Raw genomic sequence first — 26,005 nt, 5'->3', positions numbered from 1 at the left:
TGTTATTTGTGATTTCTATGGCTTTAAGCTGGACGCCTCAGCGTACCGATGACGGTTCTTTTACTTTTTTTTCTGAAGAGTTTGGCGAAGCGTTCCATAGCTCTCGGGGAGCCAGAGCTGAGGCGTTCGATAAGTTCGCAGAGGCTACAAAGCTGGTGGAGCGAGCAAAGGGCGATCGCCTCCAATTGCTGGATGTCTGCTACGGGTTGGGATACAACACAGCGGCAGCTCTGGAAACCGTCTGGGCGACAAACCCCCAATGTTGTGTCACGGTATATGGGCTAGAACTCGACCCCACGGTGCCTGAAGCAGCAACTCAACCACCTCTGGTTGACGTGTGGACACCGCCCCTCCGTTCCATCCTGCAGGAATTGGCCCACGCTCAACAATCCCAACGCCCTGAGCTAGAGGCCCATTTGCTGATTGGGGATGCCCGGCAAACGATCCAGCCACTGGCCCAATCTGGCTTTCAAGCAGATGCCATTTTCTTCGACCCCTTTTCTCCGCGTCGCTGTCCACAATTGTGGACGGTGGAGTTTTTTGCTCAGGTCGCCCAGTGTCTAGCCCCCGGTGGCATTCTTGCCACCTATTCTCGTGCAGCTTCGGTGCGGCGAGCCATGCAGTTGGCTGGATTGCACATTGGCTCCATGCCGTTGCCTGTGGGAGATGGACTGCCCCATGAATGGTCGCAGGGAACTGTTGCCAGCCTGGATGTCGTAGACCTCCCTCCCCTTTCCCCAATGGAACAGGAGCATTTGCAGACTCGTGCTGCGATTCCCTATCGAGATTTGACGTTGCAGGAGAGTCCGGAGGCGATCGCCCAACGCCATCAGCAAGAGCAAGCGGCCTCGTCACTGGAATCCACGTCTAGTTGGCGGCGACGGTGGAATATCCGTTAGTCGGATTGGTCATGTTTCAAATACGTGGATGGGATGTGGTGAAAGGAGCATCTCGTAACCCTTTCACCACATCCCATCCACGTTTCTAGAACCCTACCATCGTATTTTGTTAGGGGGGGTGAATCTCACCATGCAACAGGGCACGATTAGATTTTTCTATGAAGCAACTCTCCCACTTAAAACTTAACCGCCTCTGGGTGCAGTGGCTGGCCGTGATGCTATTCATCACGTTTGGGTTGTTGTTACAGGAAAACATGGGGCTCAATAATGAGATCGATGTCCTGCCGCTAGCTCGGCAACTGGCTCAACCTGATTGGATTCCCGGCGACTGGTATCTGAATCAGCCTGCTGGGTATCGATTTCTTTTTTCAGAGGTAGTGGGCCGGATGGCGGCGGCCTGGGGATTTTTAGCGACTTCTATTATCGGCCGTCTGGTGTGCTATGCCCTGGTGTCTTTAGGGTTGGTGGGCATTGGGCGGCGGTTGAATTTGAGCTTGCCCTTTTTGTTACTGGCGATCGCCCTCTTCCTTTACAACTCCTCTGACCAGGGGGTCGCGGCAGAAGAGTGGATTGTTGGGTCCCTGGAGGCGAAGGCGGTGGCGTATGGATTCGTGTTGTTGGCGATCGCCTCCCTTCTGAGTGGTTGTTATTGGCAGGTTGCGCTATTGCTGGGGCTGGCAACGTCCTTCCATGTGCTGGTGGGTGGATGGGCCATGGTGACAACCGTGTTATGGGGTCTAGGTTGGCGTTCCAGGCTACGATTGCACCCGGCTCTGGTTAGTTCTATTGGCGGCGCTTCTGATTTTAAGAGGATGGGCGATCGCTGGCTCAACCTATTGCTGTGGGGTGGGTTGTACGTTGCTGGAGCTGCCCTGGCCATTCCGGCAATTCTGAAACAGGTGTTCAGTTCTCCCAGCCTGGGAGACATTTCCCCATCATTTGTCTATGTGTTTTTGCGATTGTCCCACCACTTAAATCCTTACGCGTGGCCGCTCTGGTGTTGGACCCGGTTGGCCGCATTTGTGGCAGTGTTCGCCGTTCTGGTAGTGCTGTTGAGGCGGCACCGTTCCCTCTTTCCCGCAAAGCAGTATGCGGTTTGTTGGGATTGGGTAGCTCTGGTGCTGTGTAGCCTGGTGCCCTATGGGTTGGGCCTGGTGCTGGCTCTCCTCGATGCGGAGGGGCGATGGTTGCAATACTATCCTTTTCGTCTGGGAGACGTGATGCTGCCGTTGGGTGCCTGCTTTCTGTTAGCGTGCTTGCTGGAGCAGGCGCTATGTCACCATCCCCGATTGTGGGAACGAGTGAGCACAGGGTTACTGGTTATTTTTGCGGTTGGGCAAACAGTCATCTTTAGCTCGCAACTGGGGGCGATCGCCCACTTTCCCAGCGAACCCCAGGTTGTCAATCCGGCCTGGTCTGAACTGTGCGCTTGGGTGCGGCAAAACACGCCTCAAAACGCACAATTCATTATCATGCCGTTGGATCGCGATAGCTTCACCTGGCTGGCCGAGCGACCCATTGTGGCAGGCTACAAGTTCATGCCTCAGACCCCCAACGAAATTGTGGAGTGGTACCACCGGCTAGATGATTTAACCGCAGGCACCTTCACCCGGTTGTCCCAGAATATTGAATGGCTCCGGGGAACCCCAAACGTCGGGCGTGAGATTCGACAACAATTGCGGCAGAGATTTGCCAGCCTGGATACAGAGGAGGCGATCGCCCTGATGGAGAAATACGACGCGCCCTATTTCCTGACGCGCTCCTGGCATCGATTGGATTTGGCGATCGCCCACGAAGTCTTTCCCTATATTCTGTATCGTGCTCCTTAATCTAAGCGGCGGAAATCAACCTATGTTTGAGGATGGGAGTGCTTTACGCCCCACCATAGATATACTTAGCTAGAAGGTGGGGGGTGCGAAGCACCCCCCACCTTCACTAGAAAAACTGAAGTTGCGTAGTACTCGTCAAAGTTCGCTTGGCGTACTCGCTTCTGTCGGCTTTCTGTTGGTAATGGGCAGGTAATAACTGGCCACAAGAGCCAGCATCAGCCACCAAAGGCTACTGATCTGGGGCCGATACCAAACAGTATCAACAAGACCGTGGCTGAGGACTCCAATCATCGTCGCGATCGCCCCCATCAACCAGAAACCATTGCGATCGCCGGCTGCCCGCAAGGTTTGAATGCGCTCCCAACCCATCGTGAAGGTGACGGTGAGCAACCACAGGAAGCAGGTAAAGCCGATGATGCCCGTTTCCACCAGGATTTCCAGGTAGATGGAATAGGCACTTAGAGCGGTGTAACCCGTCTGCTGATAGCTAGGATAAACCTTGTTAAAGGCCGTATTACCGGGGCCAATGCCCAGGATGGGGCGATCGCGAATCATGCGGCGGACAGCGGCCCACACGTTGATGCGGTAGTTGTTACTGCTGTCTTCTCGTCCGGCAAACATACTAAGAACGCGATCGCGTAAGGGATCAACGGCAATCACGGCCGCCACAACGACAGCAGCAGTCACTCCAAGCACAATCGGTAACGCCCACTTCCGCCAGAACCTGGGCAGATAAACGCTAAACCAATGCACCAGCAGCAATAGAAGGGCAAAGCCCGACAGGACAAAGCCAATCCAACCCCCCCGGCTAAAGGTCAGCACTAGGCAAGCCGAATTCAAGACCCACAACCCAACGGCGAGCGCCTTGGGTACCCAGCGCTGCCATGCAAACACCGCCGCTGCACTCATAATGCAAGCCGGAATGAGATAACTCGCTAACAGGTTTGGGTTGCCTAAAAAGCTATAAACCCGAGTCGTTCCCGCCAGAGTGGATTCAGTATCAACCCAGGTGGCGAGAGCATTGGCTCCAAAGAACCATTGCCGCATTCCAACAACGCTGACAATGGAAACCGTCATCAGGTAAAGGGTGATCAGGGTAGACCGGAGACGGGGCGATCGCAACACCCGTGCTAACAACAGAAACAGCAGCACATTCAGGGTCAGCTTCATCAACCCCACCGCCGCCCCGGCCTTAACAGGAGACGCCGCCGTTGCAATCAGCGAAATGAACCAGTACAGCAACACCAGCATGTGAATGGGCGTTACCCCGGCTCCATCCTCATCTGACAGGGTCAGGATGGCCCAATACAGACCACAGGCCAGCATCATGACGCCAATCAGCGCCGTCGAGACGAACGGGGCCAGACAGAACAGAATCGCCGCCAGTCCCATGCCCAGGGTATCGCCCCACTGCATCAGCCAACTTCCCTGCCGCCAGGAAGCCAAGCTTCCCACCAAACGGTGCAGATAACTGTACTTCACCCAGTCCTGGGGAGCCCCATTCGCAAAGGTGAGTTGTTGCCAAACGGCATTAAAGGCCGAAGTCATAGGGAAAATTTCCTGGACTTTATCTTGAGATGAAAATTTTAGCCCAGTGGAACCAGGCTGGTTGGAATAGTATCACTACTCCGTCCCTCATATATGGGATCCGCTTGAATACAGCAATTCTCATGGTGAGCTTCAAAGCCGAACAATCACCTCAAGCGATCGTTCGGGCTGGATTCCGCCATGAGAAGTACTGGCTGGACTAAGCGGATTTGACATTCAATAAATGATTTCGTACCCAATGGATAACGACATTCAGTCAATTTGGGTGCATCCCACTTTTGTAGGTGAAGCGGGTGCATCCCACTTCACCTACAAAAGTGGGATGCACCCGGCAATTTTACGTGAGTGCTGGAATTCCCTAGCTGAAACGTGAAAATCTCACGCACAATGGTGATCACGCACAATGGTTATGGAATCCTGACGGCAGGACGCACGCACAATGGCTCATCTTCTGGCGATTTTAGTTGGCTTGAGCGGCTTCATTCTCTACATGGCAGCCTTCTTCTTCCCAGAAGTGCATCGCAAGAACGACTTCATCTGGAGTGGCGTCATTTTCTTCTATGCACTGGCACTGTGGGTTTACTCTGGCCGGATTACAGGTGGCGTCTTATTAGGCCAAGTAGCCAGCGTCGTGGTATTGGGCTGGTTGGGCTGGCAAACCCTTGCTATGCGGCGGCAACTTACCCCCTACGACCAACAGACTTGGGTATCCAGTTCTGGTAAATCCGTCGGTGATGTGTTGTTTCTGAATGCCACTCAACTTGGGAGCCAATTTAAACAGCGCTGGGAGCAGTTGCCCTTACCTGCACCTCTAAAAGGCTTACCCGACCAGGTAGGCCGTACAGTGGGCAACTTACAAGCAAAACCCCAGCCCAAAATGGCTCCTCAAGCACCCGTGAAAACAGCCGAGGGGGCGGAAGCTGAACCGCGTAAGGTTCGTAAAAAGCCGAAAACAACTCAAGAAACTCCTGCTTCCCAATCTGCCACCTCTCCTGACGCAGCTCTCAGTAAAACAGAGGCTCCGCAAACGGAAGTTGCCCCTGAAACGAAAGTGGCGATCGCCTCAACCCCACCACTCAACGAACCGACCGCAACGCCCGAGTCGAACAATGAGAATGCTTCAAGTACTAAATCAGCTTCAGCAATAGAAGCATCAGATCTGGAGAGGGCGATCGCCTCGCCTCAACCCACATCTGAGTCGGCTCAAAATCCAGAGCCACCGGTAGAAACGGCTCAGGCTTATACAAGTGCGGCCCCAGTTTCAGAACCTCCTGCTGAACGTCTGGCCCCCGCGCCCGAAAGGGATTTCACGCCAGAGTCTGTTTCTGTTGTGGATACTCCGTCCTCGGAACTGACACCCGCACCCAGCGACGCCTCCACTCCCCAAACAGGTTCTGAGCCCGAAACAGCAGCGGATATTCCCTTTACCCCTCCCCCTGGCACGGAGCCCACCGCTGTCGCTCATGTCGTAGAGGTGACTCCGGCTCCTCCCAAAGAGTCTTTCGACGCGACGACGCCCATGGAGATTGCTCCTCCGTCACCCAGCCCGACCGTTGCAGACGAGCCATCTTACATTGTCAATACAGAGACGATGGTTCCAGCCCTGGAACTCCCAACGGGTCCACAGGATATCAGCGATATTCCACCAGAGAGCCCAATTCCGACCTCAATAGAGCCAGTGGAAACAGCCACAAATCAGGCCGATGAAACCTCTGAACTCGCTGAGACAATATCAGGGACGTCCGATAGCATTGCTTTTCCGACGGAGTCTACATCAGGCGATCTATCGGGTATAGAGCAGGAATCCGAAGCGCTGATGGCTCCACCCGCGACGTCTCCTACCGATGAGCCAGAGACCGAATGGGAGGCGATGACCCAGGATCTCTGGGGCGGAGCTGTGCCTGCTGGAGAAACAGCGTCTGTGGAGGACGAACGTGAGGACGATGTTCTGGAGGACAGCCCAACCGATCGCCAATCTGTCGTTGATGATGGTGCACTCCCCTCACCCGTGCCGATCGCCACTGCAAAGGGTCTCGATCTGTCTATGCCAAATGTCTCAGAATCCTTACAGGAGGAGGATTGGGGTGAAGAAGACACAGAAGAATCCGTATCTAACGGCTCAGCAGAAGACTGGGATATGGACTGGAACGAACCGCCCGATCTGCCAACTCCCATCCAACCGCCCCCTGTGCAGCCTATTATTGAGCCTGAGGAGCTGACCTTCGCCGACATGGTCGCCGCTGCCAACCGTACTTTGACACCTGAGGATCGGGTGGTGGTTGATGTTAAGGCGATCGCTATTACCGACGACGACGTTACCCCTCCAGTCGACAATTGGGATGACTGGGATGAGGAGGACAACGATGCCTGGTTCGATCGCTAGGCTCCTTGTTGCCCGTTACTCAATAAAGCTATGAAATGGGGTGTGGAACTACGATTCCACACCCCATTTCATAGCTTTATTGAGCAATGCCCAGTGTTGAGTGAGCTGAATTGTTCTCCTTCCATCCCACCCAAGTATTGGCCCTGAAGCAATGTTAGCTAGCTCTACAGGAGTGATAAATTCTCCCCAAACTTCCTTTTCCAGAAACGTTGCTTCCTGCCATTTGATGGCAGGATAGATTAGGAGCACAGTGGTATACACTACAAGTAAAGGGCAATAGGTATAGTTGCTTACTGTTTCCAAAAGCAGTGTTTGGTGCGATCGCCCAAATTTGCCCGTCATACCCCTGTCCACGCCACTTGAATAGAGGAAGTCATGGCTGTTGCAACCACCCAAACCCTTGAAGCGCTTTGCGTAAATTCGATTCGTTTTCTCGCGATTGATGCCGTCGAAAAAGCCAAATCTGGTCACCCCGGTCTGCCCATGGGTGCAGCGCCGATGGCCTTTGTGCTGTGGGATCAATTTCTGCGGATCAATCCCAAAAATCCGCAGTGGTTCAATCGCGATCGCTTCGTATTGTCTGCGGGTCACGGGTGCATGTTGCAGTATGCCCTGATGTACCTGGCTGGCTTCGACAGCGTGACACTGGATGATGTCAAAAATTTCCGTCAGTGGGGCTCTAAAACCCCCGGTCACCCCGAAAACTTCGAGACCCCTGGTGTAGAAGTTACTACCGGCCCTCTGGGTCAGGGGATTGCCAACGCGGTTGGTTTGGCTATGGCTGAAGCCCACCTGGCGGCCCGCTTCAACAAAGATGATCTGAAGCTGGTTGATCATTACACCTACGTCATCCTGGGTGATGGCTGCAACATGGAAGGGGTTTCCGGTGAAGCCTGCTCCCTGGCGGGTCACCTGGGTCTGGGCAAGCTGATTGCTCTGTATGACGACAACCACATTTCTATCGACGGCAACACCGAAATCTCCTTCACCGAAGATGTCAGCAAGCGTTTCGAAGCTTATGGCTGGCACGTGCTGCACGTCGAAGATGGAAACAACGACCTGGAAGGTATTGCGAAGGCGATCGCAGAAGCCAAAGCGGTTACCGACAAGCCGACCATGATTAAGGTCACCACCACCATCGGCTACGGTTCCCCCAACAAGAACAACACCGCCGGTGTTCACGGTTCACCTTTGGGCGCTGATGAGAACAAGCTGACCCGCGATAACCTGGGTTGGACTTACGATCCCTTTGTGATTCCCGATGACGCTCTCAGCCACATGCGCCAGGCGATTGATCGCGGTGCCAGCCTGGAGGCTGAGTGGAACGAAACCTGGGCTCAGTACAAGACGAAGTACGCTGAAGAGGCGGCTCTGTTCGAGCGCTTCCTGAGTGGCAAACTGCCCGAGGGTTGGGATAAGGCTCTGCCCGTTTATACCCCCGAAGACAAAGCTCTAGCCAGCCGGAAGCACTCCGAGATCTGCTTGAATGCTCTGGCTCCCGTCCTGCCTGAACTGATTGGTGGTTCTGCTGACCTGACCCACTCCAACCTGACGGAGTTGAAGATCAGCGGCAGCTTCCAGAAGGGCGCTTACGAGAATCGCAACCTGCGCTTCGGTGTGCGTGAGCATGGTATGGGCGCTATCTGTAATGGGATTTCCCTGCATAACTCCGGCCTGATTCCCTACGGTGCGACCTTCCTGGTATTCACCGACTACATGCGGGCTTCCATCCGTCTGTCGGCTCTGGCTCAGGTAGGCGTGATCTGGGTGATGACCCACGACTCCATTGCTCTGGGTGAAGATGGCCCCACTCACCAGCCTGTGGAAACCATCGCTTCCCTACGTGCTATTCCCAACCTGACCGTTCTGCGTCCCGCTGATGGCACCGAAACCTCCGGTGCCTACAAGGTGGCGATTGAGAATGCTGTTGCGAAGAAGCCGACCCTGTTGGCATTGACCCGTCAAAACCTGCCCAACCTGGCTGGTTCTTCCATTGAAGGTGTTGCGAAGGGTGCTTACACCGTTGTGGAATGCGACGGTACTCCTGACCTGATTCTGATTGGGACTGGTTCCGAAGTGAGCCTCTGCGTGGATGCGGCTGCTCAGCTGACTGCTGAAGGCAAGAAAGTGCGTGTTGTGTCCATGCCTGCGTGGGATCTGTTTGAAGCGCAAGATGAAGCTTACAAAGAGTCCGTACTGCCTAAGGCTGTGACCAAGCGTCTAGCGGTGGAAGCCGGTATCAGCATGGGTTGGCACAAGTATGTCACCTCTGATGGCGACACTGTGAGCATCGATCGCTTCGGTGCATCGGCTCCTGGCAACGTTTGTATGGAGAAGTTTGGCTTCACCGTCGATAACGTGGTTGCTAAAGCCAAAGCTTTGCTGGGTTAATCGGCTGAGAGCTTGCTTTTGAAGAAAGAGGGGGCGATCGCCCCCTCTTTTGCGTTCTAAGGCTTCTCAAAAATAACTCTTCGAACCAAATTGCGTCAGGCTGGACATCGCCGTAATACTCTCTGGCTGGGTACGATGAGTTGGGGTCAAAACGGTTGAGGGAATGGTTATGCGATCGCGTTTTCCCAAACTTCATAATCGCTATCTATTCAACCTCAGTTCGGGATAAGCTGAAGTGCTCATTTTGACGTGCGCTTTGCGCACGTCAAAATGAGCGTTTTCGAGTGCCGTGCGTCGCGCGGCACTCGAAAACACCCTTAACCCGAACTCAGGTTTTGTGAATGTGGCGAAGTCTGCCACATTCACAAAACTGAGATGCACCCTCTTTTACTGAGGATTGGAGGTAATGGTGAGCGTTACGGTGTAGTCACCTGCTTCAATGGGTTGTTGCGTGTTGGGATAAGGGGCTACTTCACTCAATTGAATGTGATAGCGGCCCACCGTTGTGCTGGATTGCGCATCGGCACCTGCACCTTTGGTTAGCACAACCTCTTCAGCAGGGGCATCGTTGGCGCTGACCCGGAACCGGGCACTCACCTGCCCGGCCCATATGCACTGGACATTGCTAGGGCAGCGGGAGTCGTCGGATACACCAAGGAATTGAATCGTGAGCCCATCAATAACGATCTGTTGTTGAACCCCCAATTGAAAAGGTTGATCCAGACGAGCAGAAATCTGATTTCCTGGAACCCGCTGGCAAGAAAATGCAGCATTGGGCTGGGCTCCCACCAATAGCAGTGCTGCCAGAGAGACGATCAAACCTGTTCTCTGGAACCATAATCCGTATTTTGGATGTTTCATATCAAAGAACCTGGCTCGTATTTGAGCCTGAATTGAGTGGAGCTATGATTGGGACCGCTGCTCCAGAGCCAATTCCTGAAGACGCTCCTGGAGCGATCGCAGTTGTTCTGGCATGGTCATATCGTTGTAGTGGAGCGATCGCCGCTCCTCACCCTGCTGGATTGAAATCTCGTATTGCATCATGTCCGGCAGCCCTCCTGCAGCGGAAATCGCAGGTGCCGCTTGTAACGTAAAAAACTTTGTTTGATTGACCAGACGCTCCAGTTCTTGGGCGAGTTCCTGGGGTAATTTGGTGGTGTCAACAGAGTACGTCAGGCGGAGATTGGCAAAGCCTCCTGAGCTGCTGTAGTGAATCAGCATCATTCCTCCAACAGAAAGAGCAAACCCCTGATATATTGGCGCAGCAATGACTTCATGAACCAGCGTCAGATCCGGTCTGGATGTGCAAAATCATATTTCATGGTGATTTGAGGCTGATTTTGCAGGGACATCCCTGCAAAATCAATCCTCTTCTTAAACGATTGGAATGCCCACCGCTCGAAATGCACTGCGCACGACTTGAGGGGAACCGACAGGAACTTTGCCATCCCGGACGAGTACCCGGGCTGCTTCCACTAAAGCACTGGCCGCCATATTGAAATCAGCAGTAGCCGTAAGGCGTAATAGACCGGCATACCAAATTTGCACCGCTTTGTCGGTGCCAATGTCCATGGCTGTTAAATAAAAGGCTTTGTTGGGGATACCGCTGTTAATGTGAACCCCGCCATTATCTTCAGCTCCTGTATAGTAGTCCTTCATATGGGCGGGCTGAGGATCTTTGCCCATGAGGGCGTTGTCATAGGCGGTGCCAGGGTCTTTCATGGAACGCAGTGCTTCGCCATACAACTCTGGCCCCATAATTTCGTCTCCAATCAGCCAGTCCGCTGTATCGGCTGTTTCACCCTTAGCGTATTGAGTGATGGCACTGCCAAATACATCCGAGAAACTTTCGTTGAGGGCTCCCGATTGGTTCTTGTATTCCAAATTGGCTGTGTACTGAGTCACGCCATGGGCTAATTCGTGGGCAATGACATCCAGGGATTGAGCAAAATTGGTAAAGATTTTGCCATCACCGTCGCCAAAGGTCATTTCATCCCCATCCCAAAAAGCATTCATATACTTTTTGCCGAAATGGACGTTGAGGACGAGATTTAGGCCCAAGTTGTCGATGGAATTTCGGCCTAAAACTGTTTTGAAGAATTCGCGAACAATACCAACACTGTCATAAACCTGGTTGGCAACGGGATCTGTGATGGCAGCAGCCCCTTCTTCGCGAATGAGTTTAACCCGTTGTACCCACTTACTTTGACAGTCATACACTTGCCGTAGGCTTTGACCGGTCTGAGCCATAGCCAATAAGGTTACACTAATGTCCTTCTGGGTGCGGCGGGCGCGTTGCCGTTGGCTTTCCAGAGAACTTGTCCGTGCTGCTTCAACTCCCGATTTGGACAGGTTGCTGGTGACAATGGGAGGAATGAACTGACACGTACATTTACCAAAGCAGGTATGTTGACGTAAAACCATCGAAATCCTTCTCCTTTTGGGGCGTAATGGGAGTCGTGAAATGGGTGGAAACCGTTGCAGTTAGGGGCTTATGACGGGGCGATCGCCTTAAGTAAGTGAGCAAAGCCTCCGATCCACTACAGGGAAACGGTCAGCTATTCCAGGCTGATTCAATCGATTACAGGACGGGGTTGGCGATCGCCCTCCTACCTGGCGATGCCCAAACCATAGCAAATCCTGCTAAGCTTCCGTGGGTTGTTGAAGTTTTTGAAACCATCAACTTTCAGACGTTTCCTGAACATTAGTTCGGACAGTTTTTCTGAAACCTTTGATTTTGCGTGCGCTTCGCGCACGCAAAATCAAAGGTTTCAGAAAAACTGTCCAGAGTATTGCTGAACGATATTTGAAATAATGTTGCAGCATAAGAAATAACATCTCAGGGAATGGCTGAAAGTGCCATTTCTACATCGTTGAAGCCGACTTAGAAAACGGCAAGTGAAAAAATTTTGAAGAGATTTATACTCCGTTTTTAAACGGTGCGAAACATCAACCGATTTAAGCAGGTTCTAACTACCCTTTGAAAGATGGAATGTACTCATCTTTTAATAGGTATTCCATAAATCATATAGAAACGCTATGGCGAACTGAAATACTCAATAGTCTTAACGTTATTTATATAAAGGTACGGGTTTGAAAAAAGGATCACATGATGAGGGCTCTCACTCCCCCTAGCAGGAAGAGTTACACGTTAATCTTGCTTAAAGAAAGTATACTTTTTCTGAAATGTATGCAATCTGCGTGTTTGCTGGAGCTGTTTTGCTACACAGATTTTGGGCGCTATATCTGTCAAAAACTTATGTTCTTAAAGCAATGCTGCATAAAATAGAATTGGGATTGCCTTGTAGAGTTCGGTATATCTAATAACAATGCTTTAATTCGTTTGTTCAAACGCACAAAATAGGTTTTCTAAATCTACCCCTTTGGGGTAATGGAGGCCGTGATTGCCTGTGGGAGGATCAATCAGATTTAATTTAAGCTGATTAGAGGAAAGATTATGAAAGCATTATTGCTCTATCCTCAATTTCCAAAAACATTTTGGTCTTACGATCGCTTCATGGAGCTGGCTGGGCTGAAGGCAACCATTCCACCCTTAGGTATTCTGACTGTCGCTGCATTGCTTCCAAAAGAATGGGAAATTCGGTTTTATGACCGCAATGTTAGCCCCGAAACTGATGCAGATTGGGAATGGTGTGATATTGTCATTCTCTCGGCAATGCTAGCCCAAAAAGAAGATTTTCATGAGTTGATTCGGAAGGGCGATCGCTTTGGCAAAAAGGTTGCTGTGGGTGGTCCTTACCCGACCTCTGTCCCTGAACCTGCTCTACAGAACGGAGCAGATTATTTGATTTTGGATGAGGGGGAGATTACGATTCCAATGTTTTTGGAGGCGATCGCCCAGGGGCAGGAACAGGGAACTTTCCGTACGAGTGAAAAACCTGACGTTACCACCAGTCCTATTCCACGCTTTGAGTTACTTCAGCGTGACCAGTACTTGATGATGGCTATTCAGTTTTCGCGGGGGTGCCCGTTCAACTGCGAGTTTTGCGACATTATCAGCCTTTATGGGCGTAAGTCTCGCACCAAAGAACCTGGCCAGACCCTGGCAGAACTGCAATCCCTCTACGATTTGGGTTGGCGAGGTTCAATCTTTATCGTGGATGACAACTTCATCGGTAATCAGCGCAATGTCAAACGGTTGCTGCGAGAGTTAATTCCCTGGATGGAAGCCCGCAATTACCCATTTACCTTCCTCACCGAGGCGTCGGTAAACCTGGCGGAGGATACAGAACTTCTGGATCTAATGGCTCAGGCAGGGTTCTACGGGGTGTTCTTGGGAATTGAAACGCCGGATCAGGATAGTCTGCAAGTCACCCGCAAGCAGCAGAACACTCGCAATCCTTTAATTGAAGCGTGCCGCACCATTAACGAGGCGGGCTTGCTCATTTATGCCGGATTTATTCTTGGGTTTGATGGCGAGCGGGCAGGGGCGGGCGATCGCATTCGTGCCTTTGTTGAAGCGACGAGCATCCCTCAACCCATGCTCGGCGTTCTCCAGGCGTTGCCAAACACTGCGTTGTGGCAGCGGCTAGAGAAGGAAGAGCGACTGTTGCAAAGTCAAGGCATTACAGAGGTTGGGGACCAAAACTGCTTGATGAACTTTGTACCTACTCGTCCCCTTGTAGAAATTGCCCAAGAATATGCCCACACCCTGTGGTACCTCTATGAACCTAAAAATTACCTGCGGCGTTGCTTCGAGCAATGTCTCAACATTACTGCCAACCCTCGGTTGCACCAGAATGTGCACTTCCCCCTGGGTAAAAGCCTGAATCTAACGGCCCGGCTCTTTTGGATTCGAGGCATCTATCAAGAAGGTGCCCGACGGCAGTTCTGGCAACAGTTTTGGGCGATCGCCACCCAGAAACCCCAATTCCTCAATCTCTACATTGGCCTCTGTGCCGCAGGGGAACACTTCCTGGAGTACCGCACCTTAGCCCGTGAACGCATCACCCAACAAATTGGCTTCGATCCCCTTGGGGAAGCTCCCGCTTCCCAGGAACGGGAACTTGCTGTTGCGGGGTAGGGCGACTGTGAGCCTTTCCTTGAAGGAGCGTATAGAGGCAAAGCCTACACACGCTCCTTGTAATCCCCCCATATAGAACCCCTCAACTTTTGACATCGCAAAGTAGTGATGCCAGCATCTGTTTTGTGTTGCTAAACGGAAGTTACGCCAAAATGAGCGTTTTCGAGTGCCGCGCGTCGCGCGGCACTCGAAAACGCCCTTAACCTGAATTCAGGTTTAGTAAACTTCTGGTACAAAAAACTGTTCGTTTCGCGGAGGTCGCACATACCCTCCACCAGATTTTCGTGGCGGCAGTTCTAGAGGATCTGGTGTCATATCGACATAGGGAACTTTGCTCAGAATATGGTGAATGCAGTTGAGCCGAGCCCGCTTTTTATCATCGGCCTCGACGGTAAACCAGGGAGCTTCAGGGATGTTGGTATGGGCAAACATCACGTCTTTTGCTTTGGAGTATTCGACCCAGCGATCGCGCGACTCTAAATCCATTGGGCTCAGTTTCCAGCGGCGGGCGGGGTCAGTCATGCGAGCCTGGAAGCGGCGCTCCTGTTCTTCATCACTGACGGAGAACCAATATTTCAGTAGGATGATGCCCGATCGCACCAGCATCCGCTCAAACTCAGGGCAGGTTTGTAGAAACTCCCGATGCTCATCGGCAGAGCAAAAGCCCATCACATATTCAACCCCGGCCCGGTTGTACCAACTGCGATCGAAGCAGACAATTTCGCCCGCAGCAGGCAGGTGCGCCACATAGCGTTGGAAGTACCATTGGGTCTTTTCGCGATCGCTCGGCGTTCCCAAAGCCACAATCTGACATCCCCGTGGATTCATTGGCTCAGTAATGCGCTTGATGGTGCCCCCTTTTCCGGCGGCATCCCGCCCTTCAAACACAATGATGATCCGGGCTCCGGTAAACTTTACCCAATACTGCATTTTGACCAGCTCTAGCTGTAGCTTCGCCAGTTCTTTCTCGTAGTATTTATTGGTGAGTTTGGAACTTCCTTCATCCTCGGTTGTTTGTTTCTCTAAATGTAGAGGACTGGCTTCTTCTAAATGTTTTTCTTTGAGTTGTTTCTCTTTAGATTTCTTCTTTTTAGATTTTTTCTTCTTTTGGGAAGCCATTAATGAGCTGCCGTTGGTGGATGTTACGAACTCATCAAGCTTTTTAGGGTTCATAGCGAGATCCGGCTTCTTGTGAGGCATGTCACTTTAATCCACTCTAAAGTAGGATAATGCCTTGAATTTCTATAGTTTTTCTAATGTTTTGGCTTCGAACAAATCTTCAAAGTTTTGCAACTGAAAGCAAAGATACAGCGCTTTGCGCTTGAATAAAATGCAGCTATTTTTGTGAGAGCCTCGCGGAGCGAGGCTCTCACAAAAATAACTTGTACCTCATAGGCTTGAAAAGTGCTGTACAAACGTTACAGCTAATACAAAAACTTTGTTGTGTGTGGTGTGCGCCGCACAACACACAACAAAGATGTGTAAGGCCTAACAGTATTACTCCATCGGAATTCCCATCGTAAAGCGAAGGGTTTTGAGAATTGTGCTAACGCTCAATACAGATAAAATGCTTCCGGCACTAAATGCGCTTAAGATGCTTCCGGCGCTTCCAAAACTTAAAATACTCCCGACGCTGCCAATACTCAGAATGCTACCGACGCTGCCAATACTCAAAATACTTCCGGCACTACCGATGCTGAGGATGCTGCGGTAGCTTACCAAACTTAAGAAACCCTGTTCTGGAATCAACCAACCTGTACCCATCCCATCCTCCTCATTTACCTAAGGACCATTACAGGTTACCAAATCCAGATCCTTAGGAAGGAAGCTTAGTGCGGAGTTTAGCGATCGCCCTCAATACTTCATCACGATGCTTGCGCGACTGCATCCACTTGGGTAAGCGTGATGCGAGGCTCTGATTGAACCAGCCATAGCGATCGTCCGGTTGCCGCTCCCGTAATGTTGCCCGAACAAAGTTTTCCAGGAAATCCAGATGCTCTTGATTGTTGGCCCATAAAATCTGATTACAGCAGGGCGTTTGCAGCCACAACGGATACCGAAAAAAGGCATCCGTCGGCTCACTGGCTTTAAACTGAACCATCGTGTCCGTCCAATCCTGGGCAGTACCGCAGGCTGAACACGTTAGGCGACGAGGCGCAAACCAACCACTCGTATCGTTGGGGGTAACCAGTCGGATCATTGCACAGCCCTGGCAATTAGGACAACGCACTAAAACCTCATCCTGAAAAGCATCGAGAGATTTTCCCGTATCCAAAAATCGAGTCATACTCCCTCCAGGCACCGACAATAGGCTGGACCATTCTTCTTAAAAACCCTTGATTTTGCGTGTCGTGTACACAAAATCAAGGGTCTCAGAAAAACTATTCGAACCAAAGCTACTCAGATCCCTAAATTCTCCAGGAATCTGGATATCTAAGCTCATCGGCTGCAAAATTAGGTGCTCACCTTCCCACACGCCATAAATGATGACCGATTACGAGACTTCCTGTGTCAATTGTTGCGTAGCTTTGCCGCGCAACAATTGACACCCTCAAAAACCGATTCATGCAGGAGGTTTACCGATTACCAATCCAACGTCGGCTCTGGCATCGGTGCAGGAGCCGCCGCCAGCCGTGTTCGTACCGCCGGAGCCCGGAACATCACCTGGAAGCTAGACTGCCGTTCTGCTGGAGGCTCTGGGGCTTCGTCCCAAAGGCTTTCGTAGAAGAAGAAAGCGACACCTAATCCGCGCGATCGCGCGGCCTGAATCTTCGACTGAATCAACCGCATGGGTACAGGCTGATTCCGTAAGCCCGTGAGAATTCCGGCTGCCGTAGGGATGAGTTGTCGCGCCTCTTGAATTTCTGGGCGGCTAATTTGGTCCGTAAAGCTGCCAATATCTGGGCGATACACCTGCACCAGCAACTCATCAACAATACCCTGACGCACCCAGGTCAGCCAATCCTGTAAGTAGCTGTTATAGGCTGTGTCGTAGGGGTTGGGTGACACTGAGAAAATAATGTTGGGTTTGCGGGCTTTCACGGCATCATGCAGCCGCGTCATAAAAGCTGTGAGCTTGTCGGCACGCCAGCGCATCCAGGCGGCATCGCGGGCATTGGCTGGGGGCGGTTGTCCGGTTTCTTGCTCGTAGAGGCCCATGGTATAGGAGTCATAGCCAAATTCCACAGGCAGGCTGGTGTGGTCGTCAAACTGAATCCCATCGACATTGTAGCGGGTCACGACCTCCAGTACCAGGTCGGTAATGAATTGCTGCACTTCCGGATTGAAGGGATTGAGCCAGTTCACTTCTCCGGCACCGCTGACGGAAGTATTGGTGCCATTCTGCCGCTGGGTGAGCCAGTTGGGATGGTTCATGGTCAGCTCCGAGAGGGGCGGAGCCATAAAGCCAAACTCGAACCAGGGGATGGCCAGTAATCCCTGCCGATGGGCATGGTTGACCAAATCGGCCAACATATCCTGCCCATCAACGCCACGCCATACAAAGGGTTGGATACCTTCTCGCTGGGCGACAGGGCTGGGATACAACACGTAACCTGAATTCCACACGACGGAGTAGACCGTGTTGAAGTTAAGGGCCGAGAGCTGAGCCATGGCTTGCTGCAACTGGAAGGAGTCGCGCAAAATATCCATGTCATTCGTCGTCACCCAAACCCCTCGAATTTCCTGAAAGGAGCGAGTGGGTATAGGTGTAGGGGCTGGCAGAACTGAGTCAGCACCAGGAACTTCTGGAAAATTGGTAATGGGAACTTGCTGGGCGATCGCTCCCCCCAACCCCGTCAGGTACGTAGTCAGCACGGCTAATAGAATTAGAACGCTGTATTTAAGCTTCTTCCAGACAGAACGTCTATGGCCGAACTGCCATCCTGCACAAAATTGCGATCTCATAGGCTCCAACACTGCAAAACCAACGGTGGGAAATCTCGCCTCAATCTTAGGTCACAGACATTTATATCTATCAAAGAATGTGTTGCTCAGCAGGATGTTTCTACTGAATCGCTTGAATATCAAAATTTTGTCCAGGTGTAAATTTCTGTGGATGATTGGGAGGGGAGGCACGGCCGCCCCTCCCAATCATCCACATATTTGCAACACAATCCAGGGGTGATGACTAGTAGGCTGCGGCCTAAGTTCGCAACTTATGTTTTGTGTGGAGTGCGAAGCACCCCACACAAAACATAGGTGATGGATTTCTGCCTCAGCGTATTAGCGGTCTGTCAGTTTTTAAGCATGGGGTAACCCCACACTTAAAAATTAAATTTAAGGAATTTTTGAGGGGTTGTAGACCCCTCAAAAATTCCTGAGCAGAGTACTAGGATTGATGGCCAGGATTGATGGCATAGTGAAGAGTCGAAGTGGTCTGGAGTGATGACAATGCCAAAGTATGTAATGTGGGGCAGCTATTGCGAGGATGTGTTAGAAAAGCGGGCACCGTTTCGGCAAGCTCATCTGGATGGTCTAGCCCAGCAGAAAGAGTCTGGGGTGTTAGTGACCATTGGCCCAACTAAAGATGTGACAAAGGTTTTTGCCATTTATGATGCACCAGATGAAGCGACCGTGCGATCGCTCGTAGAAGGCGATCCCTACTGGAAAAATGGCATCTGGACGGAATACACCGTGATGGAGTGGATTCAAGCTATCTAAGGCAAAAGGCGCGTGGGGTAATGCTCCACGCGCCTTTTGCCCTCAGTGTTTGGAATGCAGCTATGCAACCTGTCCAGCAAATGCGAGGGTTGCTGGCCCTGTCATGTACAGATGCTGATCGGTTTCATTCCACTCAATTTGCAGAGGGCCGCCGGGGAGTTCGACGGTGGCGCGGCGATCGCTCTTCCCATTCAACACAGCCGCTACCAAGGATGCACAGGCCCCTGTGCCACAAGCCAGGGTAATACCAGCGCCCCGCTCCCACACCCGCATCTTCAGGTAATCTGGGCGCACTACTTCGATAAATTCTGTATTGATGCGTTTGGGGAACACAGAGTGATTTTCAAACTGAGGTCCAATCTGCTCCAGAGGAATGGCGGCTACATCATCTACAAACGTGATGCAGTGAGGATTACCCATGCTGACGCAGGTAACCTGCCAGTTCTGCCCGGCGACCTCCAGAGTTTGGTCAATCACCTTGGTACCAGGCTCTCCCAGTGTTGTAGGGATTTCCTCTGCCAGTAATCGAGGTAGACCCATATCCACTGTCACCTGTCCATCGGCCTGCATCCGCAGCACCATCGTTCCTGCCAGAGTATGCACGTTGTAGACCGGGCGCGAAGTTCCTGTCTCCGCGGTTTCTAAATCTGCCAGGAAGCGGGCCAGACAGCGAATACCGTTGCCGCACATCTCTGGCTCTGACCCATCGGAATTGAAAATTCGCATGGTGTAGTCCGTCCCATCCTGGCCGGGAAGGGCAAAAATGACGCCATCGGCACCGATGCCGAAGTGGCGATCGCACCACTTCACCGCTTCCTCCGGCGTAATTAATGGCTCAGGTTGATGGCGGTTATCCAACAAAACAAAATCATTGCCCAGCCCGTGGTACTTTTTGAACTCCATTCCCAGCTACTCCAGAAAGTCACTTTGCTTATTATCTAATGAAGGCAGAGGGCAGAAGGCAGGAGGCAGAAGGGAAATTTAGGCTGAAGATGGGGAGCAGAGACAGAAGCTTGCCAGAGCAACTAATTCCTTGCCTACTCGTAATCTCCTGCCCTCTGCCCTCTACCCTCTCTCCCCCAAAAGATGCCACTCTTTCCAGAAATGGCTATAGTTTGAACGAGTAACATTTCGTTGTTGAGCGATCGCCCCTATGGCTACGGAACTGGAAACTGGCTTACCAAGCATCCGGCAAATTCAAACCTTGATTCGTGATGGGCAGGAAGTTGAGCTGAAGCTGATTACGAATGATCTCATTACAGGAAAAATGCGCTGGCAGGATACTAACTGCATCTGTGTGGTGGATCATTACGACCAACCCACCATTGTTTGGCGCACGGCTATTGTCTATATGAAGCCGAAGATGCTCTAAACACATTTTCATAATTCCATGGTTGCCGGGTTGTGTGAGCTTTGCTCACACAACCCGGCAACCATGCTTTTTTAGCGGCGTGAGACTGCGGGAGAATCGGTAACGTACCAACGCCAGGGGAGATCCGTGCCCTGGGTGAGCCCGATGCGGGTTGTTTGGGTGATGGCGATCGCCCCCGCCTCCTGAGCCTGTTGCCATTGGGGCGATCGATGCTCTAGCCAGAGGGGTTCGCCGGGTTTGAGGGGTTGAGCGGTCAGGCTGAGATTAATGCCAAGGGCGCGGCAGAGCTTGCCCGGTCCGGCTCCTACTCGGCTCAGTTTTTCCTGACGGACAGGAGCCTCTGGGGGGAGGCTATCAAACTGAAGAGCGCGAATGAGTACGGCACTTGGAACGCCATCCTGGTCAGTCACCACATTGAGGCAATGGTATATTCCATAAATTAGATAAACGTAGGAAAAGCCTGGTGGGCCGAACATGACAGCGTTTCGAGTGGTGCGACGACGGTAAGCATGGCAAGCAGGGTCTCCAGGGATATAAGCTTCGGTTTCGACAATCAATCCACGGATGCAACTACCATCCGACCACTGCCGTACGAGGACACACCCCAGCAGGTCTGGAGCAACGTCAGTCGCACAGCGCGACAACCATTCCGTGTCGATGGGAGAGTTTGGATCTAGCGGGGTAGAGATATTTGTCAACATGAATGCAGCCATAGAACGATGTCTGTAGGCAATAACAATCGGTAGATTGTATAAAAGCCCAGCGGCGTCATCCTTTCACAAAACTTACCGGAAGTTGGCGTATTGACGCTCCTGCGGTCTAAAAAAGGGATTGTATAGTAATGACGGAGGGTACAGTATGTTCCCTTCGTGTTACATCAAAGTCTCCTTCAAAATGAGCCGTTTTCCCTCTCGCTTCCGGGCGAGACAACGAGGTTAATACATGGACGTTAAAGTTATTTTGCTCGGTCTGACGCCTATCTTTATTCTGGCCTGCCTGTTCTTCGGCACCCGCAATGGGTTCTACGACACTGACAACTACCATGGCAACGGCTCAGCCCACTAAGCCTTCGGTTTAGCCGTGCGTTTTTCACGGGTCAACCTGCGAAAGACACCATGTTGTAACAGAGCTACAAGTTGTAGGCGATCGCATCACCGAGAACAGTGACTGAACTGGCCTGTTTACCCTACGGGGTCGACTCCCTTCATGAGGGGGTCTGCCTCATGGTTCGGATGGGCAACTATCGCATTTTGCTGGATTGTGGCCTTACCGACCTGACACCGCTCCTGGCATCAGCCAGGGGGATGCCCCCAGTGGATGCGGTGTTCTGTTCCCATGCCCATGCAGATCACGCCCGAGGTCTGCTGGAGTTACATCGGCTTTTTCCAAAACTACCTATCTACGCCAGCGAGGCCACGACTCAACTCCTGCCGCTGAATTGGTTGGATGATTCGGAGGTTGGGGCATCTATGGGGCAGGCATTGCCGTGGCGATCGCCTGTCGAATTCCTGCCCGGCTTTACCGTCGAGCTTTTTCCTGCTGGCCATCTGCCAGGAGCCGCGGCATTGCAACTGACCTATGAGGGGCGTGACCGCTCCTATACCGTTTTCTACTCAGGCGATTTTCTGCTTTCCAATGCACGTCTGGTTAATGGTTTGCCCTTAGAAGAACTACGGGGCTTACGTCCTGATGTGCTGATTGTTGAAGGGACCTATGGCACGGCCCGACACCCGCGTCGCCGTCAGCAGGAAAACCACCTGGCGGAGTTGATTGATCGAGCGATCGCCCACCAGCATTCTGTCCTGCTGCCAACGGCAACTTTAGGCTTGGGCCAAGAGTTGCTCATGTTGCTGCGGAGCCACCACCATTTCACTGGGCGCGACATCGATATTTGGGTCGATCCCATGATTGCTGCCGGGTGTGATGCGTACCTGTCGCTGCTTCCCCACCTGCCCAGCTCTGTCCAAAACTTTGCCCGTCATCAACCCTTATTTTGGGACGAGCGTGTGCGGCCTCACGTACGTCGCCTACTCCCCAATACCAATTTGTCCAAGGCCCTCTCATCGTCGAAACCCTGCATTGTCTTAAGCCATCGTGAGGCTGCTTTAGAACCATACCTGGAAGCGAGTGCCTTTCCCTGGTTGCTCCTGCTATCACATCAGCCCGGAGAGTTCGACCCGACTCAGTCTATCCTCTCCACTGGGACGGCGCGATCGCCTTCCCTTCCAACCGCTCTCCAGAGTGGTCAGCTTACTCTGGAGACCTACCTGCTTAGCGAACACTGCGATGGCCCCAGCACAACCCAGCTCATTCACAATCTGCGGCCTCAGCACGTTGTCTTCTTCCATGGCCCGCCGACGTATCTGGCCGATCTCACCAGTCTAGAAGAACTACAAAACCGTTACCAACTCCATACGCCTTCGGTCGGCACGCTCGTAGACCTGCCGGTTGGTGAAACCTTTATCCAACCGGCCCCGCCAGATAACCACTACCAGGGTGAACTTCTGGAAACGGAAACCGGTGTACAAATCCAGCTTCCCGAAACCCTGATGGCTGATCCGCGTTGGGCCCAGTTCGCTGATACAGGGGTTGTTGAAGCCCGTTGGCAAGGCGAAGAACTAGTCATTCGCACTGTCCTCCAGCGAGAAGTTCTGAACCGCAACCGCGATCGCCTGCTTCCCACAGACACAGAGTGTTGCCAAAATTGCCAATACTGCCGAGGCCAACGCTGTTGGAACCAGGCATCACCGCTCCATGGCTTCCGCGTCAGTCCTGAAGGCTACTGTCCTGCATTTGAGGCGATCGCGCCCTATCCCCCCTTGGATAATTCGCAAACTGGGTAGATCTATGACAAAGCAGTGCGGTACTTTGCACCGCACTACTTCTAGTCTGAATAGCGCAACTAGGCGTTGGAAACCACTTCTTCTACCGGAACATCATCCCGCACCCGTTGGACTCTAGCTCCTAGTCGGCGGAGTTTTTCCTCCAGATTGTCATAGCCCCGGTCAAGATGGTGCAGACCGCGAATGGTGGTCATTCCCTGCGCTGCTAAGCCTGCAATGACGAGGGCTGCGGAAGCTCGCAGGTCACTCGCATCCACAGGTACACCCGTCAGGAAGGGTACACCCCGGATGATGGCATTGCTGCCCTTCACCCGAATGTCAGCTCCCATACGATTGAGTTCTGCCACATGACGCAGACGGTTCTCAAATACGGTCTCGGTGATCACGCTGTTGCCTTCGCTTACCGCGAGGAGTGCCGTAAATTGGGCCTGCATATCGGTCGGAAAACCCGGATAGGGTAGGGTTTCGATATCCGTAGCTCGACGCTCATTTCCGGGCACCAGCCGCAGGCGGTTAGGAGCTTCGGCAACGACTTCGGTACCAATCGCCTGTAGTTTGGCGACAACCGCTGCAATATGGTCGGGTACTACGGGGGTAATGGTAATGGGCGATCGCGTAATCGCACCGGCAACCAAAAACGTCCCGGCTTCAATCCGGTCGGGAATGATGGAGTAATCAACCGAATGTAGGTTAGGGACGCCTGAGATGACGATGGTGTTGGTGCCAGCACCCCGAATTTTTGCCCCCATGGCTCGGCAGAAGTTTGCCAGGTCGACGACTTCAGGTTCCTGGGCAGCATTTTCGAGGATAGTTTCCCCATCAGCCAGGGTAGCCGCCATCATCAGCGTTTCTGTAGCACCTACACTGGGGTAATCCATGTAGATTCGTGCTCCTTTCAGCCGGGCACCAGATCCGGGTATGCAGGCGTAAACCGTGCCCTGATCGATCTGGATTTCGGCACCCATGCTTTGTAAGCCGCGCACATGCAAGTCCACAGGCCGTGCCCCGATTGCACAGCCGCCTGGCAGGGGGACTCGGGCAACCCCGAGCCGCGCCAGCAATGGACCAATCACGAAGAAACTGGCCCGCAGCTGGCTGACCAGCTCATAAGGCGCTTTTGATTGACCAATGTGACGGGCGTCGATATCTAAAGTGTCGCCAGTTCGCTTGACCTTGACTCCAAGAGATTCCAGAATCTCGCCCATCCGGGCTACATCCATCAGATTCGGAACATTGCGAATTCGACAGTCTTGAGGACACAGCACAGCCCCGGCCATCACAACCAGCGCAGAGTTTTTGGCACCACTAATACGAACTTCGCCGGAGAGGGGGTGCTGCCCCCAGATTCGCAGGACATCCGCACCCTCGGCAGATGAAGAATGGTTGAGTGAAGTGTTAGGCCGAATGATAGGTTTGTCCTCCAAAACTCGCGTAAACAGGCTCTAGGGCTAAGTAATCCCGGATGACGCCGTCTGCTATCGCCCACGACGGTTTTGATTCTACCGGAAACCCCTGGGTTGTCCAGGCTTAGTTGTGCCTCTTGCAAGGCCAGGTTAGCGCGACTCAGGCGATTCTGGAAAAAAAACTTTCGACTGCCTGTTGACAGGCAGGGGCTCATGCCGCACAATGGTAAATCGTGATGCAAAGCCAAACGGTGCTGCAAAACACATGCGGAACTGGCGGAATTGGTAGACGCGCTAGATTCAGGTTCTAGTGTCTGCAAAGACTTCCGGGTTCAAGTCCCGGGTTCCGCATAAATCATTGCCTTAAAGAATCCCCGGCTTTAACTTTCGAGTTGATGGTCTAGGGGATTTCTTTTTGGCAGGTTTCTCTCCAGCCTGGGTACTAGTCGGAACTTTGCGACAAGCCGAAGTAGAGAAATCTCTTATCATTTTGGGTAGTTTTGAAAGAAATATCAAATTTCTTAATATTTACTGTTCTAGCTAGCTGAAATTGTTGTAAGGCTTGTGCTTGACCTGAGATATTGCTTCGAGAGCAGAATTATCAACTCGCCTGGTCTGAGCTTTTCTCTAGATAAAGTAATTTTAGTGTTGCTGTCGCGTAGACTTGCGCTTTTGTCAATCGATCATGTTAACCAGCCTGCAAAACCCCTTAGTTAAGCAGATGCGGAAACTGCATCGCAGTAAAGCCCGTCGGGAAACGGGTTTGTTTTTGCTGGAGGGGACACACCTGTTGGAGGAAGCACGGGCGGCAGGGTTTTCTGTAGAGACGGTATGCTGCACCCCAGAGTGGCGCGATCGCCATCCCGACCTCTGGGCCTATCTGGAACACCAGGCTCAGCGCCTTGAACTGGTGAGTGAGGCTGTGCTGGAGGCGATCGCTACGACCGTTAGTCCCGATGGGATTGTTGCCACAGCGCCCCGTCAGGCTCCCCAATCCATTCCACCGGCCCCAACCCTGGGGCTTGCCCTGGAAACTTTGCAAGACCCTGGAAACCTGGGCACCATCATTCGTACGGCTGCGGCGGCTGGTGTTGATAGTCTGTGGCTGACCCAGGACAGCGTCGATCTGGAAAACCCAAAGGTGCTGCGATCCACAGCAGGGCAGTGGTTCCGCCTGCCGATGGCTGTAACGGCGGATTTGCCAGGGCAATTGCGGCAATGTCAAGCGTTGGGGATGCAGGTAATCGCAACGCTACCCACAGCTACCGCAACTTACTGGGACGTGGATCTGACACGACCTTCTCTGTTTCTGCTGGGCAATGAAGGGGCAGGATTGTCAGCAGACGTAGTCGCCCTGGCCGATGTTGGGGTCAAAATACCTCTGGCAGCAGGGGTAGAGTCACTGAATGTGGCGATCGCCGCTGCCCTTCTCGTATATGAAGCACAGCGTCAGCGATCGCTGAAGTCTCACTAGTGGGTCATCTGGCGTGAGTATTGCCATTTCAGGTGGAGCATTTCAGGCCACCAAGGACTGGGTTACAGCCCCAGACCCTCCTAATCGATGCTTAGGTCGTTTAGATCGCGCTCGTTGTCGTCGTGCCGCTCGCTTGCCACCCCACTCAAACGGTGTT

The 26,005-nt window shown here is 52.5% G+C and carries 24 protein-coding genes and 1 tRNA gene; 13 read left to right on the top strand and 12 right to left on the bottom strand.

What is annotated here, in order from left to right; genetic code table 11:
- Nucleotides 1–17 precede the first annotated feature (17 nt).
- Nucleotides 18–899, top strand: a complete 882-nt coding sequence (locus H6F91_RS12690; protein ID WP_190775879.1) for an MnmC family methyltransferase — start codon at nucleotides 18–20, stop codon at nucleotides 897–899.
- Nucleotides 900–1,057: 158 nt separating this feature from the next.
- Entirely contained in the window at nucleotides 1,058–2,728 is a 1,671-nt protein-coding gene (locus tag H6F91_RS12685) for a DUF6798 domain-containing protein (protein ID WP_190775878.1), read from the top strand.
- Between the two features lie 135 nt (nucleotides 2,729–2,863).
- Here the strand turns inward: H6F91_RS12685 and H6F91_RS12680 are convergent, their stop codons facing one another.
- Nucleotides 2,864–4,276, bottom strand: a complete 1,413-nt coding sequence (locus tag H6F91_RS12680) for an IctB family putative bicarbonate transporter (RefSeq protein ID WP_190789373.1) — start codon at nucleotides 4,274–4,276, stop codon at nucleotides 2,864–2,866.
- Nucleotides 4,277–4,305: 29 nt separating this feature from the next.
- Here H6F91_RS12680 and H6F91_RS12675 point away from each other — a divergent pair, with 29 nt between their 5' ends.
- Together H6F91_RS12675 and H6F91_RS12670 are read left to right on the top strand one after the other, a co-directional pair.
- Complete coding sequence (locus H6F91_RS12675; RefSeq protein ID WP_190775876.1) at nucleotides 4,306–4,479, top strand: hypothetical protein; 174 nt, start codon at nucleotides 4,306–4,308, stop codon at nucleotides 4,477–4,479.
- 236 nt (nucleotides 4,480–4,715) lie between these two features.
- Nucleotides 4,716–6,659 (top strand): Ycf66 family protein, encoded by a 1,944-nt coding sequence (locus tag H6F91_RS12670; protein ID WP_190789372.1) that lies wholly within the window; start codon nucleotides 4,716–4,718, stop codon nucleotides 6,657–6,659.
- Nucleotides 6,660–6,707: 48 nt separating this feature from the next.
- Here H6F91_RS12670 and H6F91_RS12665 read toward each other — a convergent pair whose 3' ends face one another.
- The gene (locus H6F91_RS12665) at nucleotides 6,708–7,001 is read right to left on the bottom strand and encodes a hypothetical protein (RefSeq protein ID WP_190775874.1); all 294 of its coding nucleotides are present in this window, start codon (nucleotides 6,999–7,001) and stop codon (nucleotides 6,708–6,710) included.
- A 33-nt stretch (nucleotides 7,002–7,034) separates the two neighbouring features.
- On the opposite strand from H6F91_RS12665, the gene tkt reads away from it, so the two are divergent.
- Nucleotides 7,035–9,050, top strand: coding sequence for a transketolase (tkt, locus tag H6F91_RS12660; RefSeq protein ID WP_190775873.1), 2,016 nt, complete (start codon nucleotides 7,035–7,037; stop codon nucleotides 9,048–9,050).
- Between the two features lie 387 nt (nucleotides 9,051–9,437).
- Here the strand turns inward: tkt and H6F91_RS12655 are convergent, their stop codons facing one another.
- The 3 genes from H6F91_RS12655 to H6F91_RS12645 all read right to left on the bottom strand — a co-directional run bounded on the left by H6F91_RS12655 (nucleotide 9,438) and on the right by H6F91_RS12645 (nucleotide 11,474).
- Nucleotides 9,438–9,911, bottom strand: a complete 474-nt coding sequence (locus H6F91_RS12655; protein ID WP_190775872.1) for a hypothetical protein — start codon at nucleotides 9,909–9,911, stop codon at nucleotides 9,438–9,440.
- Between the two features lie 42 nt (nucleotides 9,912–9,953).
- Nucleotides 9,954–10,274, bottom strand: a complete 321-nt coding sequence (locus H6F91_RS12650) for a protealysin inhibitor emfourin (RefSeq protein ID WP_190775871.1) — start codon at nucleotides 10,272–10,274, stop codon at nucleotides 9,954–9,956.
- A 150-nt stretch (nucleotides 10,275–10,424) separates the two neighbouring features.
- Nucleotides 10,425–11,474, bottom strand: coding sequence for a M4 family metallopeptidase (locus H6F91_RS12645; RefSeq protein WP_190775870.1), 1,050 nt, complete (start codon nucleotides 11,472–11,474; stop codon nucleotides 10,425–10,427).
- A gap of 95 nt (nucleotides 11,475–11,569) precedes the next feature.
- Between H6F91_RS12645 and H6F91_RS12640 the strand changes: the two genes are divergently transcribed.
- On the top strand, nucleotides 11,570–11,758 hold the full coding sequence (locus H6F91_RS12640; protein ID WP_190775869.1) for a hypothetical protein: 189 nt from the start codon (nucleotides 11,570–11,572) through the stop codon (nucleotides 11,756–11,758).
- A gap of 749 nt (nucleotides 11,759–12,507) precedes the next feature.
- Nucleotides 12,508–14,094, top strand: a complete 1,587-nt coding sequence (locus tag H6F91_RS12635) for a B12-binding domain-containing radical SAM protein (RefSeq protein ID WP_190772039.1) — start codon at nucleotides 12,508–12,510, stop codon at nucleotides 14,092–14,094.
- A 216-nt stretch (nucleotides 14,095–14,310) separates the two neighbouring features.
- Here H6F91_RS12635 and ppk2 read toward each other — a convergent pair whose 3' ends face one another.
- The 4 genes from ppk2 to H6F91_RS12615 all read right to left on the bottom strand — a co-directional run bounded on the left by ppk2 (nucleotide 14,311) and on the right by H6F91_RS12615 (nucleotide 18,000).
- Entirely contained in the window at nucleotides 14,311–15,213 is a 903-nt protein-coding gene (ppk2, locus tag H6F91_RS12630) for a polyphosphate kinase 2 (RefSeq protein ID WP_199307794.1), read from the bottom strand.
- A gap of 378 nt (nucleotides 15,214–15,591) precedes the next feature.
- On the bottom strand, nucleotides 15,592–15,858 hold the full coding sequence (locus tag H6F91_RS12625) for a hypothetical protein (protein ID WP_190772040.1): 267 nt from the start codon (nucleotides 15,856–15,858) through the stop codon (nucleotides 15,592–15,594).
- Nucleotides 15,859–15,910: 52 nt separating this feature from the next.
- On the bottom strand, nucleotides 15,911–16,381 hold the full coding sequence (locus tag H6F91_RS12620) for a TFIIB-type zinc ribbon-containing protein (protein WP_190772041.1): 471 nt from the start codon (nucleotides 16,379–16,381) through the stop codon (nucleotides 15,911–15,913).
- Between the two features lie 296 nt (nucleotides 16,382–16,677).
- Complete coding sequence (locus tag H6F91_RS12615; protein WP_190772042.1) at nucleotides 16,678–18,000, bottom strand: glycoside hydrolase family 10 protein; 1,323 nt, start codon at nucleotides 17,998–18,000, stop codon at nucleotides 16,678–16,680.
- A gap of 486 nt (nucleotides 18,001–18,486) precedes the next feature.
- Here H6F91_RS12615 and H6F91_RS12610 point away from each other — a divergent pair, with 486 nt between their 5' ends.
- Nucleotides 18,487–18,756 carry a YciI family protein gene (locus tag H6F91_RS12610; RefSeq protein WP_190772043.1) on the top strand — a complete coding sequence of 90 codons (270 nt, stop codon included), beginning with the start codon at nucleotides 18,487–18,489 and terminating at the stop codon, nucleotides 18,754–18,756.
- A gap of 60 nt (nucleotides 18,757–18,816) precedes the next feature.
- On the opposite strand, the gene dapF is transcribed toward H6F91_RS12610, so the two are convergent.
- Entirely contained in the window at nucleotides 18,817–19,665 is an 849-nt protein-coding gene (gene dapF / locus H6F91_RS12605; RefSeq protein ID WP_190772057.1) for a diaminopimelate epimerase, read from the bottom strand.
- 244 nt (nucleotides 19,666–19,909) lie between these two features.
- Between dapF and H6F91_RS12600 the strand changes: the two genes are divergently transcribed.
- Nucleotides 19,910–20,128 (top strand): RNA-binding protein hfq, encoded by a 219-nt coding sequence (locus tag H6F91_RS12600; RefSeq protein WP_190772044.1) that lies wholly within the window; start codon nucleotides 19,910–19,912, stop codon nucleotides 20,126–20,128.
- A 71-nt stretch (nucleotides 20,129–20,199) separates the two neighbouring features.
- Here H6F91_RS12600 and H6F91_RS12595 read toward each other — a convergent pair whose 3' ends face one another.
- Nucleotides 20,200–20,841 (bottom strand): DNA-3-methyladenine glycosylase, encoded by a 642-nt coding sequence (locus H6F91_RS12595; protein ID WP_242035761.1) that lies wholly within the window; start codon nucleotides 20,839–20,841, stop codon nucleotides 20,200–20,202.
- Nucleotides 20,842–21,070: 229 nt separating this feature from the next.
- Here H6F91_RS12595 and H6F91_RS28280 point away from each other — a divergent pair, with 229 nt between their 5' ends.
- Together H6F91_RS28280 and H6F91_RS12590 are read left to right on the top strand one after the other, a co-directional pair.
- Nucleotides 21,071–21,193: a hypothetical protein gene (locus tag H6F91_RS28280; RefSeq protein WP_277874385.1), complete on the top strand. Its 123-nt coding sequence runs from the start codon at nucleotides 21,071–21,073 to the stop codon at nucleotides 21,191–21,193.
- A 158-nt stretch (nucleotides 21,194–21,351) separates the two neighbouring features.
- A complete protein-coding gene (locus tag H6F91_RS12590) occupies nucleotides 21,352–22,971 on the top strand; it encodes an MBL fold metallo-hydrolase (RefSeq protein ID WP_190772059.1) in 1,620 nt (539 codons plus the stop codon).
- 59 nt (nucleotides 22,972–23,030) lie between these two features.
- Here the strand turns inward: H6F91_RS12590 and murA are convergent, their stop codons facing one another.
- The gene (gene murA / locus H6F91_RS12585) at nucleotides 23,031–24,395 is read right to left on the bottom strand and encodes a UDP-N-acetylglucosamine 1-carboxyvinyltransferase (RefSeq protein ID WP_190772045.1); all 1,365 of its coding nucleotides are present in this window, start codon (nucleotides 24,393–24,395) and stop codon (nucleotides 23,031–23,033) included.
- 246 nt (nucleotides 24,396–24,641) lie between these two features.
- Between murA and H6F91_RS12580 the strand changes: the two genes are divergently transcribed.
- A tRNA-Leu gene (locus H6F91_RS12580) sits at nucleotides 24,642–24,725 on the top strand.
- Nucleotides 24,726–25,059: 334 nt separating this feature from the next.
- Complete coding sequence (locus H6F91_RS12575; RefSeq protein WP_190772046.1) at nucleotides 25,060–25,848, top strand: RNA methyltransferase; 789 nt, start codon at nucleotides 25,060–25,062, stop codon at nucleotides 25,846–25,848.
- Nucleotides 25,849–26,005: the final 157 nt, after the last annotated feature.

The organism is Leptolyngbya sp. FACHB-8, assembly GCF_014695575.1.
In the GTDB taxonomy this organism is placed as follows: domain Bacteria; phylum Cyanobacteriota; class Cyanobacteriia; order Elainellales; family Elainellaceae; genus Vacuolonema.
The sequence above is the reverse complement of the archived record's forward strand: the minus strand, read 5'-3'. Positions and strand labels throughout refer to the sequence as shown.